At 39.4% G+C, this 22,901-nt stretch carries 25 protein-coding genes, 1 pseudogene and 1 riboswitch; of the genes and pseudogenes, 7 read left to right on the top strand and 19 right to left on the bottom strand.

The window, feature by feature from the left end; genetic code table 11:
• Positions 1-80 precede the first annotated feature (80 nt).
• Complete coding sequence (locus JNUCC25_RS04630; RefSeq protein WP_454222842.1) at positions 81-566, bottom strand: N-acetyltransferase family protein; 486 nt, start codon at positions 564-566, stop codon at positions 81-83.
• 175 nt (positions 567-741) lie between these two features.
• Between JNUCC25_RS04630 and JNUCC25_RS04625 the strand changes: the two genes are divergently transcribed.
• Genes JNUCC25_RS04625 through JNUCC25_RS04615 form a run of 3 tightly spaced genes read left to right on the top strand, consistent with a single transcriptional unit; the run spans position 742 to position 3,140 of the window.
• Positions 742-972, top strand: a complete 231-nt coding sequence (locus JNUCC25_RS04625; RefSeq protein WP_013055605.1) for a FeoA family protein — start codon at positions 742-744, stop codon at positions 970-972.
• Positions 969-2,939 carry a ferrous iron transport protein B gene (feoB, locus tag JNUCC25_RS04620; RefSeq protein WP_029324862.1) on the top strand — a complete coding sequence of 657 codons (1,971 nt, stop codon included), beginning with the start codon at positions 969-971 and terminating at the stop codon, positions 2,937-2,939. Before JNUCC25_RS04625 ends, feoB begins: the two co-directional genes overlap by 4 nt.
• A 15-nt stretch (positions 2,940-2,954) precedes the next feature.
• The gene (locus JNUCC25_RS04615) at positions 2,955-3,140 is read left to right on the top strand and encodes a FeoB-associated Cys-rich membrane protein (protein WP_013055603.1); all 186 of its coding nucleotides are present in this window, start codon (positions 2,955-2,957) and stop codon (positions 3,138-3,140) included.
• Positions 3,141-3,183: 43 nt separating this feature from the next.
• Here the strand turns inward: JNUCC25_RS04615 and JNUCC25_RS04610 are convergent, their stop codons facing one another.
• Positions 3,184-3,507 carry a DUF3243 domain-containing protein gene (locus JNUCC25_RS04610; protein WP_013055602.1) on the bottom strand — a complete coding sequence of 108 codons (324 nt, stop codon included), beginning with the start codon at positions 3,505-3,507 and terminating at the stop codon, positions 3,184-3,186.
• Between the two features lie 16 nt (positions 3,508-3,523).
• Positions 3,524-4,105 carry a hypothetical protein gene (locus JNUCC25_RS04605; protein ID WP_013055601.1) on the bottom strand — a complete coding sequence of 194 codons (582 nt, stop codon included), beginning with the start codon at positions 4,103-4,105 and terminating at the stop codon, positions 3,524-3,526.
• 256 nt (positions 4,106-4,361) lie between these two features.
• On the opposite strand from JNUCC25_RS04605, the gene JNUCC25_RS04600 reads away from it, so the two are divergent.
• The 3 genes from JNUCC25_RS04600 (at position 4,362) to hxlB (ending at position 6,193) form a co-directional block, all read left to right on the top strand.
• Entirely contained in the window at positions 4,362-4,727 is a 366-nt protein-coding gene (locus tag JNUCC25_RS04600; RefSeq protein ID WP_013055600.1) for a winged helix-turn-helix transcriptional regulator, read from the top strand.
• A 268-nt stretch (positions 4,728-4,995) separates the two neighbouring features.
• Positions 4,996-5,625, top strand: a complete 630-nt coding sequence (gene hxlA, locus JNUCC25_RS04595; protein ID WP_013055599.1) for a 3-hexulose-6-phosphate synthase — start codon at positions 4,996-4,998, stop codon at positions 5,623-5,625.
• A gap of 10 nt (positions 5,626-5,635) precedes the next feature.
• Positions 5,636-6,193 (top strand): 6-phospho-3-hexuloisomerase, encoded by a 558-nt coding sequence (hxlB, locus tag JNUCC25_RS04590; RefSeq protein ID WP_013055598.1) that lies wholly within the window; start codon positions 5,636-5,638, stop codon positions 6,191-6,193.
• A gap of 123 nt (positions 6,194-6,316) precedes the next feature.
• Here the strand turns inward: hxlB and JNUCC25_RS04585 are convergent, their stop codons facing one another.
• The 12 genes and pseudogenes from JNUCC25_RS04585 to nei form a co-directional block, all read right to left on the bottom strand.
• Positions 6,317-6,562, bottom strand: coding sequence for a ferredoxin (locus JNUCC25_RS04585; RefSeq protein WP_013055597.1), 246 nt, complete (start codon positions 6,560-6,562; stop codon positions 6,317-6,319).
• 87 nt (positions 6,563-6,649) lie between these two features.
• The gene (locus JNUCC25_RS04580) at positions 6,650-7,660 is read right to left on the bottom strand and encodes an ABC transporter substrate-binding protein (protein WP_013055596.1); all 1,011 of its coding nucleotides are present in this window, start codon (positions 7,658-7,660) and stop codon (positions 6,650-6,652) included.
• Positions 7,657-8,400, bottom strand: coding sequence for an ABC transporter permease (locus tag JNUCC25_RS04575; protein ID WP_013055595.1), 744 nt, complete (start codon positions 8,398-8,400; stop codon positions 7,657-7,659). The genes JNUCC25_RS04580 and JNUCC25_RS04575 overlap by 4 nt, the downstream gene beginning before the upstream one ends.
• Positions 8,397-9,161, bottom strand: coding sequence for an ABC transporter ATP-binding protein (locus JNUCC25_RS04570; RefSeq protein WP_013055594.1), 765 nt, complete (start codon positions 9,159-9,161; stop codon positions 8,397-8,399). Before JNUCC25_RS04570 ends, JNUCC25_RS04575 begins: the two co-directional genes overlap by 4 nt.
• Positions 9,154-9,825, bottom strand: coding sequence for a thiaminase II (tenA, locus tag JNUCC25_RS04565; RefSeq protein ID WP_029324860.1), 672 nt, complete (start codon positions 9,823-9,825; stop codon positions 9,154-9,156). Before tenA ends, JNUCC25_RS04570 begins: the two co-directional genes overlap by 8 nt.
• A gap of 5 nt (positions 9,826-9,830) precedes the next feature.
• Complete coding sequence (locus tag JNUCC25_RS04560) at positions 9,831-11,108, bottom strand: acetylornithine deacetylase (protein WP_078081505.1); 1,278 nt, start codon at positions 11,106-11,108, stop codon at positions 9,831-9,833.
• 114 nt (positions 11,109-11,222) lie between these two features.
• Positions 11,223-11,325: riboswitch (TPP riboswitch) on the bottom strand.
• A gap of 219 nt (positions 11,326-11,544) precedes the next feature.
• Positions 11,545-12,555 (bottom strand): MupG family TIM beta-alpha barrel fold protein, encoded by a 1,011-nt coding sequence (locus tag JNUCC25_RS04555; protein ID WP_454222838.1) that lies wholly within the window; start codon positions 12,553-12,555, stop codon positions 11,545-11,547.
• Positions 12,552-13,913, bottom strand: a complete 1,362-nt coding sequence (locus JNUCC25_RS04550; RefSeq protein WP_013055590.1) for a PTS transporter subunit EIIC — start codon at positions 13,911-13,913, stop codon at positions 12,552-12,554. Before JNUCC25_RS04550 ends, JNUCC25_RS04555 begins: the two co-directional genes overlap by 4 nt.
• Before the next feature lie 89 nt (positions 13,914-14,002).
• On the bottom strand, positions 14,003-14,857 hold the full coding sequence (locus JNUCC25_RS04545) for a MurR/RpiR family transcriptional regulator (protein WP_029324857.1): 855 nt from the start codon (positions 14,855-14,857) through the stop codon (positions 14,003-14,005).
• A 12-nt stretch (positions 14,858-14,869) separates the two neighbouring features.
• A pseudogene (gene murQ / locus JNUCC25_RS04540) lies at positions 14,870-15,271 on the bottom strand (N-acetylmuramic acid 6-phosphate etherase); the annotation flags it as partial.
• Between the two features lie 278 nt (positions 15,272-15,549).
• Complete coding sequence (locus JNUCC25_RS04535) at positions 15,550-15,927, bottom strand: FAS1-like dehydratase domain-containing protein (RefSeq protein ID WP_013055587.1); 378 nt, start codon at positions 15,925-15,927, stop codon at positions 15,550-15,552.
• A 104-nt stretch (positions 15,928-16,031) separates the two neighbouring features.
• Positions 16,032-16,850, bottom strand: coding sequence for an endonuclease VIII (gene nei, locus JNUCC25_RS04530; protein ID WP_013055586.1), 819 nt, complete (start codon positions 16,848-16,850; stop codon positions 16,032-16,034).
• A 249-nt stretch (positions 16,851-17,099) separates the two neighbouring features.
• Here nei and JNUCC25_RS04525 point away from each other — a divergent pair, with 249 nt between their 5' ends.
• Complete coding sequence (locus JNUCC25_RS04525) at positions 17,100-18,101, top strand: DUF3231 family protein (protein ID WP_454222836.1); 1,002 nt, start codon at positions 17,100-17,102, stop codon at positions 18,099-18,101.
• A gap of 176 nt (positions 18,102-18,277) precedes the next feature.
• Here the strand turns inward: JNUCC25_RS04525 and JNUCC25_RS04520 are convergent, their stop codons facing one another.
• The 4 genes from JNUCC25_RS04520 to JNUCC25_RS04505 form a co-directional block, all read right to left on the bottom strand.
• Positions 18,278-19,294: a FecCD family ABC transporter permease gene (locus JNUCC25_RS04520; protein ID WP_013055584.1), complete on the bottom strand. Its 1,017-nt coding sequence runs from the start codon at positions 19,292-19,294 to the stop codon at positions 18,278-18,280.
• Between the two features lie 5 nt (positions 19,295-19,299).
• A complete protein-coding gene (locus JNUCC25_RS04515) occupies positions 19,300-20,334 on the bottom strand; it encodes a FecCD family ABC transporter permease (RefSeq protein ID WP_029324853.1) in 1,035 nt (344 codons plus the stop codon).
• 79 nt (positions 20,335-20,413) lie between these two features.
• Entirely contained in the window at positions 20,414-21,358 is a 945-nt protein-coding gene (locus JNUCC25_RS04510; RefSeq protein ID WP_029324852.1) for an ABC transporter substrate-binding protein, read from the bottom strand.
• Between the two features lie 344 nt (positions 21,359-21,702).
• Positions 21,703-22,893: an acyl-CoA dehydrogenase family protein gene (locus JNUCC25_RS04505; RefSeq protein ID WP_013055581.1), complete on the bottom strand. Its 1,191-nt coding sequence runs from the start codon at positions 22,891-22,893 to the stop codon at positions 21,703-21,705.
• Between the last annotated feature and the right edge of the window lie 8 nt (positions 22,894-22,901).

Below are 22,901 nucleotides of genomic sequence, written 5' to 3'. Positions count from 1 at the left end.
ATCGTTATTCTGTAATTAAAAGCTGATTTTAGCAGAAAGTTTAAAATCAGCTTTTTTAAGATAACGTTCATGCTATAGGCTTAAATCATTAACTTCATCCGCATCGTTTTTAACAAATGCCCTTCAAATTCCTCATCAAATTCACCCACGAGCTGGAAACCTTTTGATTGATAAAAAGCACGGCCTATTCCGTTTTCCCTTTCTACGTTAATGTAAACGATTTTTAATTCCTTCGAGCGCTTCATTCCTTTTTCTAACAATTGCGAACCGATTCCTTTTCCTTGATAAGCAGGCAGTATATAGATAGATCCTAGTTCTATTTCCCCTCTGTTTTGTAGTCGGAAAAAGTTAGCGTATCCTACGATTTTCTCATCAATAGTTGCTACATAAATGAACGAATTGCGCAGGCGCCACAGCAGCCTTTTATTGGAGTATGCTTCTGAAAGAAACCGATTCTGAACGCTTCTAGGAATAATTCCTTCATATGTATCATACCAGCTCATCTTTGCGACGTATTGAACAGACGTAATATCTTCTTTTCTCATTTTGCGAATGATTACCTCCACTCACATCCCTCCTGACAATTTGCTGCTAAAATCGTACATAATTTCACCTGAAAAATATAGTTATAAATATATATTTTTAATTGTAACGCTCTAGAAGCATTGATTGATTTTAGAACCTTATGTATAATCGAGATAGATACAAATTGAAAATGATTATCATTAACAGGAGTGCTGAATGATGAATTTAACTACCGTGAGTATTGGCGACAAAGTAAAAGTTAAAAACATTGAATTTTTAGATAGATCATTAGAACGCCGCCTTCTTTCTTTTGGAGTAAAAAAAGGCTGCGAACTATGCATGAAGCAAAAAACCATCTTAGGAGGACCTTGTATTATTGAATGTCAAGGTCAAATGATTAGCATCCGAAAACGCGATGCAGCTAAAATTGAGGTTGAGACAGCATGAGTACAATTGCACTTTTAGGAAATCCAAACACAGGAAAAACTTCTTTATTCAATATATTAACAGATTCCTATGAATACGTAGGAAACTGGAGCGGTGTAACCGTTGAAAAGAAAGTTGGGTCTATTAAAAAGCAAAACAGCCAGCTGGTTGATTTGCCGGGTGTGTATGATTTTACTCCTCTTTCTTCAGATGAAGCAGTGGTAACTAACTTTTTGTTAACCGGAGAATTTAACAGTATGCTGAATATTGTAGACGCTTCTCAGTTTGAAAGAAGCATGCATCTCACTATTCAAGCATTGGAATATGGAAAGCCATTAGTAATCGGCTTAAATATGATTGATGTAGCGGAAAAACGCGGATTGACTTTTCATTTGGAGAAGCTTAGCAAATCATTACATATTCCGGTTTCTGCAATTATTGCCCGCAATGGAAAAGGAATTAATGAGCTTCTCTCCACTTTGAAGCAAGATTTAAAAGCCCCGTTATTTCAACTAAATTACGGGGAAACCGCTGAACACGCAATTCATATGATTCAAACAAAAGCGGATGTCAGCAGATGGATTGCCATTCAATTTTTAGCTGAAAATAGCGTAATTGAATCAACATTAAAAGAAAAAACGAGTTACTCAGAGCTGCTTGAGCTTCGAAAAGCAGCTGCACAAAAATTAACCAAGCCGCTTAGCGAGCATTTCTTCGACGTGCGTACAGCATTTATCGAGCGCATTTCCAGCGAGTGTATCGTAAAGGGCAGTGAAACACCTCTAACCTTCACAGATCGAATCGATCGAATTGTGACGCATAAGTGGCTTGGTCTCCCTATTTTTCTTGGCTTAATGTATTTGATTTTTAATATTACGTTTACTTGGATTGGCGTTCCTCTTTCTGATAAACTGGACGGTTTTTTTGGCGGAACGCTTAGTAAAGGCGCTGATTCTCTTCTAAATGCAGCTGGTGCTGCTCCATTTATTCATGATTTAATTGTGGACGGCATCATCGCAGGCGTAGGCGGCGTACTAGTATTTGTACCACAAATCTTTGTCCTGTTCTTTTTCATTTCACTGCTTGAAGATTCAGGATACATGGCTCGAATTGCTGTAGTAATGGATCGTATCATGGAATTTTTCGGTTTGAACGGAAAAGCATTTATTCCGATGATTATTAGCTTTGGATGTAACGTACCGGGGATCATGGCCGCGCGTACAATTGAACAGCGAAAAGAGCGCCTTATGACCATTTTAGTAAATCCATTTATGAGCTGCTCAGCACGCCTTCCTGTATACGCTTTGTTTGTAGGTGCGTTTTTTGTGCAAAACGGAGCAGCTGTGGTGTTTTCTATGTACTTGCTTGGCATTATTTTAGCACTTGTTGTAACGAAAATTTTATCAGTAACGCTTCTTAAAGACGAACAATCAACTTTTATTGTCGAACTTCCTCCTTACCGCGTACCTCAAGCCAAGACTCTTTGGAGAAGCACGTGGGAAAAAGGCCGAAATTTCGTCCGAAAAGCAGGTACGGTTATTTTAGCTGGCTCTGTATTTATCTGGCTATCATCTTACGCTGGCCCTGGCGGTTTTGGAGTAGATATGGAAAATAGCTTTATGGCTATTATTGGAGGTGCTATCGCTCCTCTATTTATCCCTTTAGGTTTTGCGACATGGCAAGCTGTAGCATCACTGATTACAGGCTTCCTAGCAAAAGAAGTGGTTGTTTCAACTATGAGCATCATTTATAAAGTACAAGAAGGACAGCTTGGCGACACAATGAAGACATTCTTTACACCGCTAACAGCCTATACGTTTATGGTGTTTGTTCTTCTTTATGTTCCGTGTCTAGCAACCGTCGCTGTTATTCGACGAGAAACCGGCTCATTGAAATGGACAGCATTTGCTGTGGCCTACCCTTTGGTTGTCGCTTATCTCGTAGCTTTGCTTGTACACACTATTGGAAAAGTACTTGGTTTTTCTTAAAAGGAGTGAATAATATTGATTATTAACATTTTAATTGGGGTTTTGATATTTGGATATGCCCTTTATCATATGACAAAATTCTTCCGCAAGAGTACTCAGGGAAAATGTGCAAGCTGCGCACAGCAATCTTCTTGTACAACGGATGATTGCGGTATTGACTGGGATAAAACGATTCAAGAGGCTCAAAATCAATCATCTTAATACATTAAAAAAGCATCCTGATAGATGGGATGCTTTTTTAATGTTACGCAACTAGTTTTAAAATGAGATGAGAAAGGACTTCCTTTTCCTCTTCACTGCTGACTTTCCATAACTCATGAAGGACTTTTTCTTCTCGGTTTCGAGGCTCCTCATTTTTGGCTAAATAGCTAGCCACTTTTTTTGTAGCGGCCGTTAATTGTTCCTCGCTTAACCCGAGCTTTTTACCGACATGAACTTTTTGACTCAAATAATCAGTAAACGTATCAAAGTTCTGCAAAATTGCTTCTTTTTTCTCCGTCCCTAAATTATCTGCCGTTTCTTCAATTTTATTCATGTCTTTTGTAGTTCCTTCATTCATTTGACTCACAGTTAACATCTCCTTTTTAGTGAATAGACTGGTATGTTCTTTCACGCTCAGCTTCTGGTTTTTCGTCTGGTGTCATTTTTTCTTTACTTATTTCAGAAGTTGCATCTTTCACTTTTTCACCAATTTGCTGTAAATCACTTTTAGCATCTTCTACCGTCGATTTTGCATCATGCGTAACGCTTTTCACATCTTCTGCTTGCTTAAAGAAATCTTCATTTACACGCTCGTACAAATGTTTAGCATCATTAATTGCATCTTTTAAAAGATTCGATGCGTTTTTCATTTGTTGCACCATTTTTTCTTTTGTTTCTTGAGGGTTCTCTTTTACTTGATTAATCATGTTTGCAGAAGAGTCCTTTAATGTAACGGCTCTTCTTTTAACAGATGAACGAGTTTTATTATCAAGCAATGTTATACATCCACCCACAACTGCCCCGACAACAACACCTTTTACTAGCTTGCTGCTGCAGCTTTTTCCAGCGCTAACAGCAGTAGTGCTATTAGCTGTCTGTGGATTGTTATTGATTCCTACGTCGTTATTAATGCCTGCGCTGTTGCTTAAAGCAGGGTTTTGTAATTCAGATCGGCTTCTTTCCATTTTTACTGCCTCCTTTAGCATTGTTATTGAGTGATTTCCCATCTTTTTTTATATTTAAACAATTGAATTCCTTAAAAATAAAAAACATGACTAAAGGCCACCTTTTACACCTCACTAGTCAAGAATAACTATATAGTAAGAAAAGCTGAGCTTTTTAATGGGAAGATACAAGCCGGATTTTTGTAAAAGGATTGTCAGCACCGGTATAATAAGTAGTACTTTAAATTTTATACTATTGGTCATAGGGGTGAAGCAATTGAGCCAGCTTAATAAGGAATTTAACTGTGAAAAAGAATTAACGCTTGCTATTATCGGTGGAAAATGGAAGATGCTGATACTATGGCACTTAGGACGTGAAGGAACAAAACGGTTCGGGGAACTAAAATCGCTTATTCCTGATATTACGCCGCGCATGCTGGTTAACCAGCTGCGGGAACTGGAAGAAGATCTAATTGTTAACCGTAAAGTTTACCCTGTCGTACCACCTAAAGTCGAATACTCACTTACAAAAGAAGGAGAAAGTTTAATGCCCATTTTGACAGCCATGTATGATTGGGGTAAAAATTACCGGGATACAGTGCTGATCAATCAAGAACAAAAGGCGGAAACGTTAATTAAATGATGGAAACTACTCCTTCTATTCCATAGTTTTTATTTTTTTATGCGGATGATGTTACTCAATGTCATTCGTATTTTTAATGAAAATTAAGCGGTTACAAGACTGATATGTCCATTAGTATACTTCTGTATACTATCATTTCCCACACTATTTGTGGGAAAAGTGCGTACTTTTAAGAACCTCAAACTGCGGGTACAATAACTACACCAGCTGCTTTTTATGTAAAAAAGCACAAAAGGTATTTATAGATTTCTGTAAGGAGTGGAGTAGAATGGAATTACAATTAGCATTAGATCTTGTTAATATCTCTCAAGCAAAAGAGGTAGTAAAAGAAGTTGAAGAACATATTGATATCGTGGAAATCGGTACGCCCGTTGTAATCAATGAAGGGCTTCGCGCCGTTAAAGAAATTAAAGAAGCATTTCCTAATTTAAAAGTATTAGCTGACCTAAAAATTATGGATGCAGCTGGCTATGAAGTACAGCAAGCTTCTCAAGCTGGAGCAGACATCATTACCATCTTAGGTGTTGCTGAAGATATGTCAATCAAAGGTGCAGTTGAAGAAGCCAAAAAACAAGGTAAAAAAATTCTAGTCGATATGATTGGTGTAAAAGATATTAAAGGACGCGCAAAAGAGCTAGACGAATTTGGCGTTGACTATATCTGTGTACACACAGGATACGATCTTCAAGCAGTTGGCCAAAACTCTTTTGAAGATTTAGTAACAATCAAAAGCGTTGTAAAAAATGCAAAAACAGCCGTTGCTGGCGGCATTAAATTAGAATCTTTACCTGAAGTAGTAAAAGCACAGCCTGATCTTGTTATCGTTGGCGGAGGAATCACGAGCCAAGACGATAAAAAATCAGTTGCTTCTCAAATGAAAGAGCTTATTACAAATTAAGGAGCTTTCTATGCAGACGAGCGAACATTTAAAAACGGTTATGAATGAGCTTTTACAAACAACAGCTCTAATCGCTGACGATGAAGCTGAACAGCTTGTAAATGGCATCATCTCATCTAAAAAAGTGTTTGTCACAGGAGCAGGCCGTTCAGGCCTTATGGGCAAGTCGTTTGCTATGCGTATGATGCATATGGGCATTGATGCTTATGTCATTGGAGAAACCGTGACGTCCACTTTCACGCAGGATGATTTATTAATCATCGGATCAGGTTCTGGCGAGACGAAGAGCTTGATTCCTATCGCTCAAAAAGCAAAAGAACTTGGGGGAAAAGTTGGAGTAGTCACAATTTCTCCCGACTCCACGCTTGGCAAGCTGGCTGACTTTATCGTGAAGCTGCCCGGTGCTCCGAAGGATCAAGAACAAAGCAGTTATCAAACAGTGCAGCCTATGGCGTCACTGTTTGAACAAACGCTTCTTCTCTTTTACGATGCGCTGATTCTTCGCTTCATGGAGAAGAAAGAACTTGATACCCATACAATGTACGGAAAGCATGCAAATTTAGAATAAAAAAAGGTCTTGCCTAGGCAAGACCTTTTTGTTTTGAAACCTTATACTGAACATGCCGAAATGTTAACTTATCTCACATAGAAACTAAATGTACTTTATCATTATTTACTTTTTTCAAAAGCCCTATTCGAATTTTTGTGCATCTCCATAAAAGGGCTGCTCTGCAACTTTAATCGATTCTGTGGGGCATCCTTCGTACGCTTCCATCATCTCATCTTGCTGATGTTCAGGAACTTCTTTTGTTCCTTCGTTGTTATCTAACACGGCATAAGCAAGACCTTCTGAATCATAATCATAAAGATCTGGTGCGCTTCCTCCACATGCTCCGCAAGCAATACATGTTTCCTTATCTACTATCGTAAAAGCCATAAAAAAAACCTCCTTTACCTTTTCACTTTCTCGTTCAGAAAGTTACGTTCAGTATAAGAAGGTTTTTTTAAATTTGTCTTAAATTATTTACTTGGATTCTCCGATATTCTCAAACATTTCATCTACATTTGGCTTTTTCTTAATTAATCCCGACTCTTTTAACCAGTCCACATTTGACTGCCATGATTCTTTCGTTTGACTGCCAAATCCGTGTTCAGACTTCATTTTCGGAAGTAAAATATTCAAACTTTTTGTTTCCACGTCTTTTTCAAGAGGAAAGTTTGACTTATCTTGGTTATCTAACAAAATTTGAAGTGAGTCTTTTGGATGCTTCTCTGTGTACTCATACCCTTTTGTCGCAGCACGCCAAAACGCTTTAATCGTATCAGAATCTTTTGCCCACGTTTGATCCCCAGTAACTGCCACTAGCTCATAATAAGATGGTACACCGTAATCTGAAGGATCAATGTCAACCGTTTTGTATCCTTTTTTATGAAGCAATGGTACTTCGTGGTTAATATACGCACCTATTACGGCATCTACTTTTTTACTAATCAGCGATGAATTCAACTCAAATCCTACGTCTACTAGTTTTACTTTATTAGGATCTCCTCCATCGCTTTTTACCATTTTCTTTAGAACAGACTCGCTTAATGGTGTTCCGCTGTAGCCTACTACTTTTCCTTCTAAATCTTTAGGACGCGTAATACCGCTATCCTTCAGCGCCACAACTCGGTTTAACGGAGACCTTACAATCGCTCCTACCGACTTTACCGGCACATCTTCATTTGCTCGTGCCATTGCTACATCAGGCTGATAGTAAAGGCCGAGCGTAACTTTCCCCGCAGCTGCTAAATTAAGCGAGTCTGTTGGATTAGCAGGAAACTGTACTTTTACATTCAGCCCTTCTTTTTTAAAATATCCTTTTTCTTGTGCAGCGTAAATGAAGCTGTGCACTGCATTTGGGTACCAATCAAGCATAATTGTAACGTCTTTTAATTTTTTACTGTCACCAGCTTTATTTTCCTTGTCTTGGCCGCAAGCAGCGAGCATCAAAACAAGCATCAGGCTTAACCCAATCGCAAACCATTTTTTCATTCTGTTTTCCTCCACTTTAATGAACGTTTTTCGAAACCTACTACAATAATAAAGAATAAAATACCAAGCGCGGATAAAATCACAATTGGTGCAAATACACCAGCTGCATCAAACTGTGTCATCATGCGACGACTGAAATATCCTAAGCCTGCTTGTGCACCTAACCATTCCCCAATGGCAGCACCTATTATACTAAAGGTAACCGCTACTTTGAGCCCTGAATAAAAATGAGGCAGTGCAGAAGGAATGTTCAACTTAAAGAAAATATCTTTTTTTGTTGCTCCCATCGTTAACATGAGTTCTTTTAACTCTTTGTTTGTGGAACGAAGCCCGTCGAATGTGCTAACCGTAATAGGAAAAAAAGTAATTAATACGGTCACAATCACTTTGCTCCAAATGGAGTAGCCAAACCAGAGAACAAATACAGGAGCAATGGCAATGGTCGGGATCATTTGTGACGCAATAATAAGCGGATAGAAAGCACGCTCAATAAGCGGACTCCAATTCATCCACACGGCCAGCAGAACCCCTAGCACAACGGATATAAGCAGCCCAATTACGACAATAGATAACGTAGCTGGTAAATGCTTAAACAATAAATCCATTCGCAAATCCCAAAGCTTTGTTAAAATACCGGTGGGCGTTGGTAAAATAAACGGATAGTTTACAATGCGTGCTCCAATTTCCCAAGCAGCCAGTAAAATGACTACTAATATCACTGAAGCTCCGTACTTTTTCATGTGTTCACCTTCGATCTAAGCTGTTCAATTAAATAATCTTTCACGTCAAGCACACGCTGTTGATTCAAATCTTTTTGCGTTCGAGGTCTGCTAAGCGGCACTTGAATCTCTTCAAGATGACTTACCGGCTTGTCTGAAAAGATAAAAATACGATCTGATAAAAAAAGCGCTTCGTTTACGTCATGAGTGATAAATAAGATGGTGTGTTTACGCTTTTGCCATTGTTCAAGCAGCCATTCCTGCATCGATAGACGCGTAATGGCATCAAGCGCACTGAAAGGCTCATCCAAAAGCAGCACGTTAGAACCGCTTAATACCGTTCGCAGAAAAGAAACACGCTGCTTCATCCCTCCGGATAAATCACTTGGAAAACGGTTTTCATACCCTTTTAACCCAAACTCTTCGAGCAGCTGAGATACTTGCCTATGAGCACTTGCCTTTGACACATTGTGAAGCTCAAGAGGCAGTGCTGCATTGTCTAGAATCGTGCGCCACGGAAGAAGCAAATCTTGCTGCGGCATGTAGCCTACTTTTCCAAGACGTTTTTCGTAAGACTGTCCGTTAATCATGATATCGCCTTCACTCTGCTGTTCAAGACCTGTAATGAGACGAAACAACGTACTTTTTCCAGATCCGCTTGCTCCAACGATACTTACAAACTCGCCTTCTTTCACGTCTAAATTTAATGATTTTAAAATCGCTTGATCACCGTTTTTGTACGTAAAACTTACGTTTTGAAAAGATAACACAGACTTATTCATAAATTGGCCACATCGCTTCGTTATAAGCCATATCCCAGAACATATACTCAAAACGCGTTGTGTTTAAGAAAATTTCTTCGAGCTTTTCTAACTCCGCTTCTGATTTGTCTTCAGTAAGTGAGTCAAATAAGTTGATACACCACGTCGCTAGTTCTCCAAATTCTTCTGAGCTGTACATTTCAATCCACTCACGATAAAACTCATTGTTAGCTCCAGGCTTTTCACTGAGTTCTTTTCCTATTTCCCAGTAGCTCCACATACAAGGCAAAAGAGCCGCCACTAATTCAGCCAATGTTCCGCTTTGACCAACGTGCAGCATATAGTGTGTGTATGCAAGCGTTGTAGGAGATGGCTGCGCTTTTTCTAATTCTTTTTCGCTGATTTCAAATTTCTTGGCATACTCACGGTGCAGGCTCATTTCTTCGTTTAATGTAGAATCTAAAAGTGCAGCAAATTTCCCCATCGTTTGAACATTGGTAGCTTTCATGGCTCCAATCGCAAATAATTTAGCATAATCAATTAGGTAAAGATAATCTTGAATCATATAAAAGCGAAACTTCTCCTTTTCAAGCGTTCCGTCTCCCATTCCCTGTACAAAGGGATGATTATGATTTTGGCGCCAAATCGGCTGCAGCTTTTCATATAATCGTTCACTAAATTTCATGATGATCACTCCTTATGCGTATGCAGCCACGTATAAATGAACTGCACCATCACTTTTGTATATTGAATAAGCTGATTGATATCTAATTGTTCGTTCACAGCATGTGCATTTGCTAAATTCCCAGGACCGTAAATAGCTGCTGGAATACCCGCATCAGCTAGCCAACCGCCATCTGTTACGCTAGTTGACACATCAATTGGAGGCTTTTCCCCTTCAATTTGTTCGTGAGTATGTGCAAGCAGCTGCACTCCTGCATGACCTTCATCAATTTCTAATGACGGAAAGATTTCTCCTCTGTCTTCAATCATTGATGTGCCTCCCCATTCAAAGGTTGGCAGATTATCTTTTAACCATGGATCTGCTTTTGCAATAGCTAAAATGTATTCTTCCACTTCTTTTGATACTTGGTCGTATGATTCATTAGGATAATAGTGAACGGTGATCCACAGCCTGCATTCATCTGCAATAAACGCAGCATGCCTTCCGCCTTCGATTACTGCTGGGTTAATCGTGTTTGTTCCTGGCAAAAATCCTGGATAGCTCTTTGTAACAGCCCAGTGGCGCTCCAATTCTTGTAGCCCTCCGATCACTTTTGCCATCTTTTCGATAGCGCTCGCAGCTAACAGCCCTCCTCCAGCATGAATCATGCTTCGGCGTGTACCGTCATGATAGGTTTTGCTGCTTTTTATCGTAATCCATCCTGTGATTACTCCGCCTTGACCTTGAATATGTAAATCACTCGTATCGGCTACAAGCGCAAAGTCAGCTGTATATCCTTTCTGACAGCATTGCAGCGTACCTGCTTCTCCCACTTCTTCTCCTACAACGGATTCAAAAATCAAGTCTCCCGGCAGTTCAATTCCTGCTTCCGTTAAAAGCTGCACTGCAAATAATGCTCCTGCCAAGCCGCCTTTCATATCAGCAACTCCGCGTCCGATTATCATATTGTCTTTTACCACAGCTTCAAACGGATTTGTCCCCCACTTTTCATTTTCTTGTACCTCAGCAACATCCATATGCCCGTTAATAATCAAGCTTTGATAGTCAGCTGATTTTTGTCCTTTTAACGTACCTACTACGATGGGATCGTTGGAATATAAGTCCCACATATCGATGGAAAAACCGCAGTTTTTAAGGAAATCCGCTACGTATAGCTGCGCTTCATGAGAATTTCGTGCAGGAGGCGCCGGCGTTTTATATGAAACAAGCGTTGTTAATAACTGGATTAGCTCCCCTTTGCGCTCCTCTACCTGTTTGACAAGCAAATCAATTGTTTCTTCCATGTATGACACCTTCCTTTATGCATAAAAAAACACTTCTTTCGCAGGAAAGAAGTGTTTTTGTTTATATACACAAAATTATTATAACGAGTTCGTAAGGAAATCCCATACAAAACATCCATTACAATACCTCTTTCCTACGCTAGTATTACCTAGTTCAGGTTATAAGGGTTAAGACTTCTCGTCTCTCTCAGCTTCGAAAGCACCCCTAGTGGTGTTGTATCTCTATGAAATTAAACTATTATCATATGTTTACCTTTAATAGTTTTATCATAGTAAAGCGGTTTATTCAATAGAAAGGTTCATGATTCAGCAATGAAAATAGTTTCCTTTTTAGTAAAATAAAAAGCACACACCTTTTTTAAGCAGTGTGTGCTCTTTACTTTTATAAGCTTACTAGTTAGCTATCGGCTTTTTTAAAAATACACGATTTTTCCATTTAGACAGTGACAAGCTCAAGTTTTCGCCCCGGTCTCACTAATGAAAGTAGCTCATGATCTTCCTCTATCACATACCCAATCACGTTAACATTAGTATTTGCAGGCAAATTCGTTTTAGCTATTTGAACCTCTCCTCTGTAGCGTCCGTAGCCATCATTGTCCATTGTAATTGCTCCGATTCTGCGTTCTACTGTACGAAATGGCGGCACTGGTTTTACAGATCGAGTATCAACCAACCGCAGAACGTCTCTTGATACATCCGGACGCACGCTGTACGTTCCCTCTATATGAAGTGAACGAATGCGCAGCGGAATAATGCGGTTTTCTTGATATCGAACTAAACGCTTTAATAAACTTGAACCGGCGTATGGATCTCCAATATAAACCTCCGTTACTCCGCATCCGTATAAATCTACTGCAGAGGTAAAAGGACATCTATTACGGTCTTTTTCTCTAGTAGGAAGACCTTGATAAACAGGGCCTCTTTTTTCGCCTTCTCCAGGAATATAAGCGCAGACTGGGATACGAAGTTCATTAAATAAATCTGTCTGCTGTTGAAAAAACGTTTCTTCAAGTCCTGTTTCAGGCCGCGGATAAAAATTATGCCATGCAAGCAGCTGATGATGATGAAGGCCTGCAGATAACAGCGATTCTATTTCTTGTTTGGATAACGTACTTGCATTAACAGCAATATAAAATTCATTCGCAAGCGAAAGAGTTTCTTTTACACTAAAGCCATCGTCTAGTCTAATACCCGATACGCCAAGTGAAGATAGCGTCATAAGGCTTTCAATACCTAAATGAACCGGCGTATGCTTGGATACGTCTGCATACACGCTTATTCCACAATCTCTAGCCACATGAAGCAATTCTTTTGCCCGTTCAGCCAAATCTCCTTTTTCTTCTGGAATGTGAAGCGAAGTGAATGCGCGTGTAACTCCGCATTCACTCGCTTCTATTAATCTTTTTTGGGCATCACTATCATTTAAATAAAACGAAATACCGATCATTCAAACTCCCTCGCCATTTCATCGTTAAATCCAAAGAAATAGGTACAAATAAACCCTGCTGCATAAGCAATAACTAATCCAAGTAAATAAAGAAGAATTTGATGCGCATGAACTAAAAACGTAAGCGGCAAACCGGATACCCCCACTGCTACAGTTGCAATATGGAAGTGCGCCTGAAACGCTCCTCCGATTCCGGCTCCAAGACAAGCGGTTAAAAATGGGCGCCCTAAAGGAAGTGTGACTCCAAAAATAAGCGGCTCTCCGATTCCCAGCAGACCTGAAGGAAGTGCCCCTCCAATTGCTCGCTTTAAACGTTTTTTCTTTGTTTTGATATAAATAGCAAAAGCTGCACCTACCTGACCGGCTCCGCCCATTGCTAGTATAGGAAGAAGCGGATCATCTCCAATTGAATTAATAAGCTCTAAATGAACAGGAGTAAGACCTTGATGCAGTCCTGTAATAACGAGCGGCAAAAACGTTGCTCCTAAAACAAAGCCTGCTACAACTCCTCCAACCTCTAGAACTCCTAAAAGACCTTTTGTGATTCCATCTGAAATTAAGCCTCCGATTGGCATGAATACTACATACGTAATAATGCCTGTAATTAACACCGTAACGGTTGGTGTAATAATAATATCCAGTGACTGAGGGACAAATTTACGTACTCGTTTTTCTACCACGGCCATAAAGATTGCTGCAAGCAACACGCCTATTAAGCCGCCACGCCCCGGCAAAAGAGCTTCACCAAAAAGTTTAATATCAGCTACGGCAGGATTAATGACTAAAATGCCTGCTAAGCCTCCTAGAGCCGGCGAACCACCAAATTCTTTTGCGGCATTAATACCTACTAAAATACCAAGATAGGCAAATAAACCGCTCCCGATAACGGTTAAAAGAATAGCAATCTGTGAATCTGCCGGAAGCCACTTCGCTTGAACAGCTGCTTTTGTCACTCCGGTGATAAGTCCGGATGCTACAAGAGCAGGTATTAACGGAATAAAAATACTCGCAATTCGGCGAAGCAAGAGCTTAAACGGAGTTGCATTTTTTTCTTTCAGCTCCGATTTCCGCTGAGCCGCACGATTTTCTAAATTAATACCGCCGGATTCATCAATTAACTTTCCAAATTCCTCTGTTACTTTGTTTACTTTTCCAGGACCAATAATGATTTGCAGCGTTTCTTCTTCAACTAATCCGAGCACGCCTTCAAGCTTTCGTATATCTGCTTTTTTTACAATTGAATCATCTTTTACAGTCACCCGCAGCCGAGTCATACAATGCGTATACGCTTCAATATTCGATGCTCCCCCAAGCATCTCCAAAATAACCTTTGCTAATTGATGATTATCTAAAGACATGTTAATCCCCCTTTGTATTTTCCTCTTAGATGGATACGGTACTGAGGAAACAGACCACAAAATCCCCTTTTTGTAATCGCTTTCTTTTTTTATTTCTTAGTTTTCAAAAACTGAATGGCATCTCTTGTTTTATCAATATACTCAATCGTCTGGTCATACTGCTGCGCTGCAATACTTAAAAATAACACATCAATCACATAAAGCTGGGCTAAACGAGACGATGTAGCCGCGCTTCGAAACGGCGCTTCTTGAGAACAAGACGTATACAAACAAATATCAGCTAAAGACGAAACGGTAGACTGTCCATACTTGGTTAAGCTAATCGTCTTTACTCCGCGATTTTTAGCTAAAGATAAGACGTTGCTTACTTCAGGAGTCTCCCCTGAAAAAGAAATACCCACAACTACATCGTCTTTACTTGCATTTGCGATGAGTGTAGCTGCTAGATGGCTATCTGCAAAAGCCGTAGCATTTTTATTAATTCGAAGAAATTTTTGCTGCGCATCTATAGCAATAATATGTGAAGCACCGATTCCAAAAAAATGAATATTTTTGGCTTCAATCAGTGCCAAAACAGCCCGCTCTGCTTCTTTATAATTCACAAGCTCGGCCGTATCACTTAGACTTTGAATGCTGTTGCTTGCCGTTTTTTTGACAATAGATTGAATCGTTTCATTTGTTTCAATATCGCGGTATCCTTGCTCCGTATCTCTAGCTAAATCTCCGGCTACTCTTACCTTTAATTCTTGAAACCCGCTAACCCCGATAGATTTACACAAACGAATAACAGCAGCACTGCTAGCATTCGCTAGTCTACCTAATTCCCCAGCCGTACTGTTTACCACAGTATGCGGATTATTTAAAATATATTCAGCAATTTTCCTCTCCGAATCAGGAAGCTTTGCCACCGTGTTTTTAATCATTGTTAATCCACCTGTTGACATCGTTTCTCTCCTTTATACGTAATGTTCAATCGCTTTTCTCACATAACCGCCCGCATCATTCAGTAACATCTTCGCAGTGTCGTAATTTTCATTTGTTTTGATCATAACCACTGCTGTTTTCACCTCATTATTTGCTTCTTCAAGCGTTTGATTTGCTTGTTCATAAGAAACACCTGTAATTTTACAAATAATACCTATCGCTCGTTCTTTAAGCTTTTTATTACTCACATGAACATCTATCATTAAGTTTTCATACGCTTTTCCTACTTTAATCATAGCCGCTGTAGAAATCATGTTGAGAATCATTTTATGAGCGCTTGCTGCTTTTAACCTTGTGGAACCTGTTAGCACTTCCGGACCTACTACTACCTCAATACTATGGTCCGCTTCTTTTCCAATAAGAGAATTACCATTTATTCATTACGTTTAAAATTTCTTTTTTACTAGCCGCATCTACCTTCATTGCCTACTCGTTTTGAGACTCTGTGGTTAACAATGTAAGCTGTTCATTCATCTTTTTAGCTCCTTTTTAATCTTGTAGTAAAGTTATGGTTATTATAATCTCTTTAAAATATAATTTCGATAATTTTCTTTCTTTTTAAAATTTCGTTTTAAAAAACAACATAAAAAAGTCACGAACCCGTGACTTTTCTAACAACATTCATAACTTATTTCTTGTTAGCGTTTTCATTTTAATCTCTAATAATTCCATTACTTGTTCCTATCAGTACTTCTTTACCTTGTTGATTTCGATACACTGATTTGATTTTCACTTTTTGAAAACCATCTGCTTTTTCTACTTCAGTTAATATGCATTCACAGGTAACTGTATCTCCCGCAAAAACTGGACGAAGAAATTCACTCACCATTTCTCTTGCAATGTAGTTTAAGTCTCCTCCTATTTTTGTCCCAATACTAGCAGTCATAAGTCCATGCACCATTAGCCGCCCTTTTTCGTCACGTTCTATATGATGTTTGCCCCGGTCTCCAGTCATCTCCGCAAACTGCATGATTTCTTCCTCTTGAAACGTTCTTTGCCACGTAAATGTATCTCCTGCTTTACATTCCATCTTATCCCTCCCCTTAAGATTATGACTTTACTTTTTAACTATATCACAAAAATGAACAGTCATTCATTTACACATCAAAAAAATAGCAGAATAAATATATCCTGCTATTTTTGACAAGTAGGACAGTAATAAAGCCTTCTAGAAGCAGCTTGCACTTTTAAGATAGGCGTGCCGTCAATTCGGCAAGCTTCTCCTTCACGGTTAAAAACCCAGTGGCGGTATTGAGAGCGCTTTTGGCCTTTCTTTTTTAACGTTTCAGCAAGCTTTACATCATTTGTAATGCCACCTGTTTCATAGGACTGTTTTACAAGAGAAATGGTTGCTTCAGCTGCCTTTTTAAGCTGTTCTTCCGTGCAGTCTACTGGACGAGCAGCAGGATTAATTCCCGCTACAAATAGGATTTCACTGCGCAAATAATTTCCAATCCCCGCTATAAAGCTTTGGTCTAGCAGCAGCGACGCCCATTTTCTGCGGTAAAATGGCTTAGAGTAAAAGCGATCTAAAAGCTCATCTGCCGTTACTTCTTCACTTAAAGTATCCGGACCTACTCTTGATACAAAAGGATGAGCAGAAACTTCTTCATCACGTAATACTTCAATATCAGAAGCGCTATAGAGCAGCGCTGATTTCTTTTCATTATGAATAGCAAGACGCAGCTGTCTGTTTGTAGATGGATAATTGTAAGACGAACGTACATACCATTTTCCATAAAGCTGATTATGTGAATAAATGGTATAGCCGTTGTCAAAACGAATAAGCATAGCCTTCCCTTTTGTATCTACCCTTTTAATACGAGCACCCGTTAATACTTCTTCGTAATGCTGTAAAGATGGAAAAGCAAACCATATCTCTCTAACGGGAAGACTGATAATCGCTTTTTCCACTTCATCAGCTGCTCGTCTAATTTCTGGACCTTCTGGCATATAATGAAACTCCTTTCTTGCCTGACTTTCTTCATTTATTATTTCGGTTTTATTTCTGCTTTGCAAGAAAGAAGCGGTTGAACTCTTTTTTTCCTAAAAGAACCTTTAAATTATGCATGACGGTTACTCTTATAGTAAAATGTTGATACCTTTTTTTACTTTCTATAGTGCTTATCTTACTTCCTTTGACTTATACTAGTTGATAACCTTTTAGAAACTTGTTAATTATCTATATATGAGGAGTTTATTATGAACAATCAATCATTTTCTCCACTATCAGCCGCCGAGATGGCTGTTATTTGGAAGCAATATATGAACGATAAAGCAATTTCTTGTATGCTTAAACATTTTCTGTGTCATGTAGACGATTTAGATATTCAAAAAGCGATTCAATGTACACTGCACATCACAACAAAAAACAGTGATGCGCTCACTGCTATCTTTTTAAAAGAAAATATGCCAATCCCGCTCGGTTTCGGCGAAGAAGACCTTGATGTTGAAGCTCCAAAATTATTTTCGGATTCTTTTTATTTGCTTTATTTGAAGCATATTTCAAATGTCCTTCTGCTATCAGCAACTACGGGTGTCGATGTTGCCGCAAGAAATGATGTACGATCTTTTTTTCGCAGCTTGCTATTAAAAGCAGAAAAGCTTAACCAAACGATTACAGATTTGCTGTTAGAAAAACAAATTTTTATAGAGCTTCCTCCTATTCCTATTGCAGATGCGTCTGATATGAACGATAAAGAACTCTTCTTGGGAAGCTATTTTGATGAAAAGCGGCCGTTAACCGTCATTGAAATTTCTCATATCGTGTCAAGCATACAGACGAACTTAATTGCAAAGGATTTAATTTTAGGGTTTGCTCAAACAGCTCCTTCTCAGGAAATTCAAGCTTTTTTGTTAAAAGGTAGAGAGCAGGTACAGCAGCACATTGAATCCCTGTCACAACCGCTAATGGTAGAAAACATACCGGTCACAATGAAGTGGGATTACGGAGTAGAAAAGTCTTCCATTCCTCCATTTTCAGAAAAACTCATGATGTTTCACCTAGCCGCGATGATTACTGAAAATGTACGTGGATACGGGCTTGCGATGTCAACGAGCCCGCGTTTAGATCTCGCTTTAAACTATACAAACTTCACGAATGAAATTTTGGAATACGCCAAAGAAGTATCAAGAATAAGTATTGAACAAGGATGGCTAGAAGAGCCTCCTCATATTCCATTCCCAAAAATTCATTTGGAATAAAAATGAGATTGGGACATAACGAAATGAACCCAATCTAAAAACGAGCAATAGGAATATATGAGTTGGACTGCTTGTGAAACCTACGTTCACCATGATTACAAAACAACACGAACTATTCATCCATTTTTGATGGATAGTTCGTGTTTAACTTTAACTACACTACTTTTGTCACAGCCTCATTTTTTAGATTCTCTCCACAGTAAATAAAGAAAATACGGAGCGCCGATAATGCCAATGATTAATCCGGCCGGAATTTCAATCGGAGGAGCAATTCCTCTCCCAATTAAATCTGCTCCTAGTACAAACAAAGCGCCAAGCAAAGCGGCTATAGGAATCAATTTTTTGTGTCTCGGTCCCACTAACCGTTTGGCCACATGAGGAATAATAAGCCCTACAAAGCCAATGGTGCCAACAACCGATACAACCGCAGCCGTCATTGCCACCGCGCTTGCTAGCAATACTAAACGAATTAACTCTACTCTAGCCCCTAGTCCTCGAGCCACTTCATCACCTAAATGAATTAAATCTAATCGGGCAGCTAACAGCCAAATCAGCGGTACTAATATAACGACCCAGGGAAGTAAACCAATTAATTGATCCCATGTCCTTCCCCATAAGCTGCCGCTCAGCCAAATCAGTGCCGCATTTACGTTTGGATTTGCTTTTGAAATTAACAAGTGAATACCGGATGAACAAAAAGCGCTGACTGCTACACCTATTAATGCAAATCGAATAGGTTCTACTCCTTTTTTATAAGCAAGCAAATAGACGATGACAAAGACAAGCGATCCTCCTGCAAACGCAGCGGCGGATAAAACAGATGGGCTTGCTAAAGGCAGTAAAATAGTGACTGCAACAGCTGCTAATCCTGATCCGCTTGATAGACCTAATGTATCTGGACTAGCGAGCGGATTTCTCATAATGGACTGTACGACGACTCCGGACACAGCTAGGCCGACTCCTGTTAAAATAGCCAGCAAAATACGAGGTAGACGAAATTCTACTAAAATGGACGTCAAGTCAGGATCGCCAATACCAATAAAAGACGTAATAATGTCTAGAGGAGGTATGTTAATGTCTCCTAAGCTAAGGCTTATGACACTCAGCGCTATAATTAAGACAGAAAGAATGATAAACAGGCCGACAGACTTGAATCGAGATGGCTGCTTTTTTGTTTTATTGACAGTCTGCATATAACTCATGCCTTCCTTTCTGTTTTTTTGCGTCTCGCTAAGTAAATAAAGTACGGCGTTCCGAGCAATGCTGTTACTGCACCTACAGGAGTCTCATACGGGTATGTAATAAATCGTGATAATACGTCTGCTAATAGCAATAAAGATGCACCAAGCAGCGCGCTCATTGGCAAAACGACCCGGTAATCTACACCTATTAAATAGCGTACCATATGAGGAACAACAAGCCCTACAAAGCCAATGGGACCCGCAATTGCCACCGAAACACCTGCTAATACAATCACAACAACTGCAGTGAACGCTCTAATGGCAAAGACTCGCTGTCCGAGTCCTCTAGCTACGTCATCTCCTAAAGACAATAAAGAAGACGCTCTTCCCAGACCAAACGCAATAAGCAGGCCCGCGATGCTAAAAGGAACCAATACATGAACATGTCCCCAATCTCGCCCAATAACTGAACCGGTGAGCCAGAACATAACGCCTTCTGTTTTGCTTTCATTAAAAATCAGCAGTGTTTGCGTGAGAGACATAAGCATACCTTGTATAGCAACACCTGTTAAAGCAAGCTTTACATCACTGTCGCCTCCTTTAATCAACGAACTCATGACATAAACAATAACAGCAGCAAATGCGCCTCCTAAAAATGCACCGAATACCCCGCCAATCATGCTTACACTAGGCACTAAAACCGTTAAAAATACCATTGCCGCTGATGCGCCGGCATTAATACCAAAAATACCAGGAGAAGCTAATGGATTTCTAGTTAATGCTTGCATCAACGCTCCAGCGACAGCCAAATTAGCGCCAACAAATGCGGTTACCAGTAAGCGAGGCAGACGGACACTTTGAATAATAGACTGTTCTTTTGATCCGTCAAAATTTAGTATAGCTTGCTTAATCGTTCCAAAAGAAATATGTATAGAACCGATGGAAATAGATAAAAACATTGAAATCAGTAAAAGAATAATAACCGCAAGAAAAATAGCTATTATACGAAGCGGAGATTTGTTTCTTTTGGATAAGCCGTGAACAGCTTTCATAGTAGACTGCGCCTCCTTTCATTTGAAAGTTCAATAAAAAGAAAAGAACAATCCCGCTGGATTGTTCTTTTCTTCGTTATTATTTGCCTTCAAATAATAACTTTTCTGCTTCATCTGCAATACCATTTGCACCTTGTACACTTCGGCGAAGAGACCATTTAAATACATCAACTTCATACACTTGATTATTTTTAACCGCTTTTAGCTCTTTCCATAATGGCTGTTTTGCTAAAGGCGTATGACCTTTTTCATTTCGCATAACAATGAGTTTGTCCGGATCTGCTTTTACGAGCTGTTCCATTGTCATTTTTACACTGTACTCTTTTGTAGGATCTGTTAATGCATTTTTGAAGCCTAATTGCTCAAGAACACCCGTTGTAAAGAAATTTGAAGTTCTAGCATTAATATTACCATTTGCATCAGCGATAACAAGTACATTGCCCGGATTTTTTGGTGCTTTTGCTTTTAAATCCTTCATTTTTTGCTTATGCTCTTCTACCACTTTTTCAACTTTTGCTTTCTTGCCAACCGCTTCTCCTACTTTTAACTCTGTATTTAGTAAATCATCGTAATTAGCATTTAAGTTTTTTAACTCAATCGTTGGCGCAATTTCCGATAATTCTTTGTATACATTTTTATGACGTTCTGAATCGGCGATAATCAAATCGGGCTTCAGCAGTTTAATCGATTCCAAGCTTGGCTGCGCTCGCGTGCCAACTGATTTGTATCCTTTGATTTCTTTTAGTACATCTTTATCAATAAGCTGTTCTGCTTTATCATCATCAGCTACTCCTACAGGTTTGATACCAGCATCTAACAATGCATCAATAAAGCCTAACTCTAATACGACTACTCGCTTTGGATTCTCTTTTACCTTTGTCTCTCCAAGCTCATGCTTGACCACTCTTGTTTTTTCACTTTTTTCATCAGCTGAATTTTCCTTATTCGTGCTGCTGCAGCCGATAAGCATTCCGATTGCCAGCATTGTAATAAAAGCCAGCAGTCCTATTTTTTTCTTATTCAAATGTCATTCCTCCTGCTTGTATCTTTATGTAGATAATCGACTCTTGAAACTGATAATCGTTATCATTATATCAGTTTTATCTATTTAAACAAGCTGATTCGTTATTTTTTAATTAAAAAAATTATATCTATTCTACAAAAAAAGAGATTGAGACATAGCTACATCATTCCAATCTAAAGACGAACAAATGGGATATATGAGCTGAACTGCTTGAGACACCGCTAGAAGCAACTCAATATACGAAACCTACGTTCACCCTACCCATGAAAAAAACCGAACGATTCATCGTTCGGATCTTCCTTCAACTAAACTATTTTTCTCCCAGCCTCTTTTTAGCAGACTTTCTATGAATATGGTGTAATAGGCGGCAGTTCACTGCTAAGACACCATTTACCTATGTCACGCAGCTTATAAGCAATAGGATCGTGTAAGCTAATTGTCCGGGCGTTGCGCCAGTATCGATCAAATTTATACTGATCAGACGTGGCTCTCGCTCCCATCCCATCAAATATAGTAGAGGTAATATGTAAGACCGTTTTGACAGTAAATGTTTTGGCCAACGCAATCGCAACTCCGGACTCGCCCCGCTGCTGTTTCGTTAGCGCATCTTCTTTTTTCCATGCATGATCAAATTCTGCAACAGCTTTTTCTATAAGTGCTGAACAAGCATGAAGATTTAAACTCATTTCACCGTATTGCTGAATAATGTAAGGATCTTGCTCCGCTGCTTCAACATCCGAACTTATCCACGGCTTTGTATGAGCCTTCACATAAGCTTTTGATTCCTCCAAAGCTCCTTGAGCAATACCGTACAATAAGTGAGTGAGCATAAGCTGAGCCAAATGCGTTCGTACCGTAGGAAAAACCTTTTGCTCTTCGGCTGCTTTATACAATATTTCTTCTTCATAAACGATAACATCTTCAAACTTTACACTTCCGCTATCCGTTTGGCGCTGTCCAAATCCGTCCCAATTATCTTCAGTAACGATTCCGGCTCTATGAGTAGGAAGTACACATAGCAATACCTCATCGCTTCCTTCTTCTTGAGCCGACACTAACAAACGGTCTGAATCCGTTGCCCCGGAACAAAAACTCTTGCTTCCGCTGAGCATTAATCGTCCATTTTCTCGAACTGCTTTTAGTCCTGAATCTCTAGGATTAAAGGCATTGCCCCAAAATAGCTGCTGAGAGGCTGTTTCTTTGTAAAAAGTTTTGTACTGCTTAGTACTTCCAAACAGAAACGTTGAACAAACCGTCAAATAATGATACCCCAACAAGTGTGCAAGTGAACTATCTGCTTTCGCAATGATATTCACGACTTTAAAAACAATCGGCCAGCCGGCTCCATAACCTCCGTATTCCTTAGGAATTGGGAGGGCTAAAAGACCGCTTTTTCTAAGCAGATTACGCTCATGTAGAGGCGTTCCACCTTCTCTATCTCTTTTTACAGCAGTTTTGGAAAACTCTTTAGCCAACTGGTTAGCCAATTCAAGGATCTTCTCTTGAGACGCTGCAATCGTTTGGGTGTTGTTCATGATTACCC

It is taken from the genome of Priestia sp. JNUCC 25 (assembly GCF_053667915.1).
Note: the sequence above shows the minus strand (reverse complement) of the source record. Positions and strands in the feature narration are given on the sequence as shown.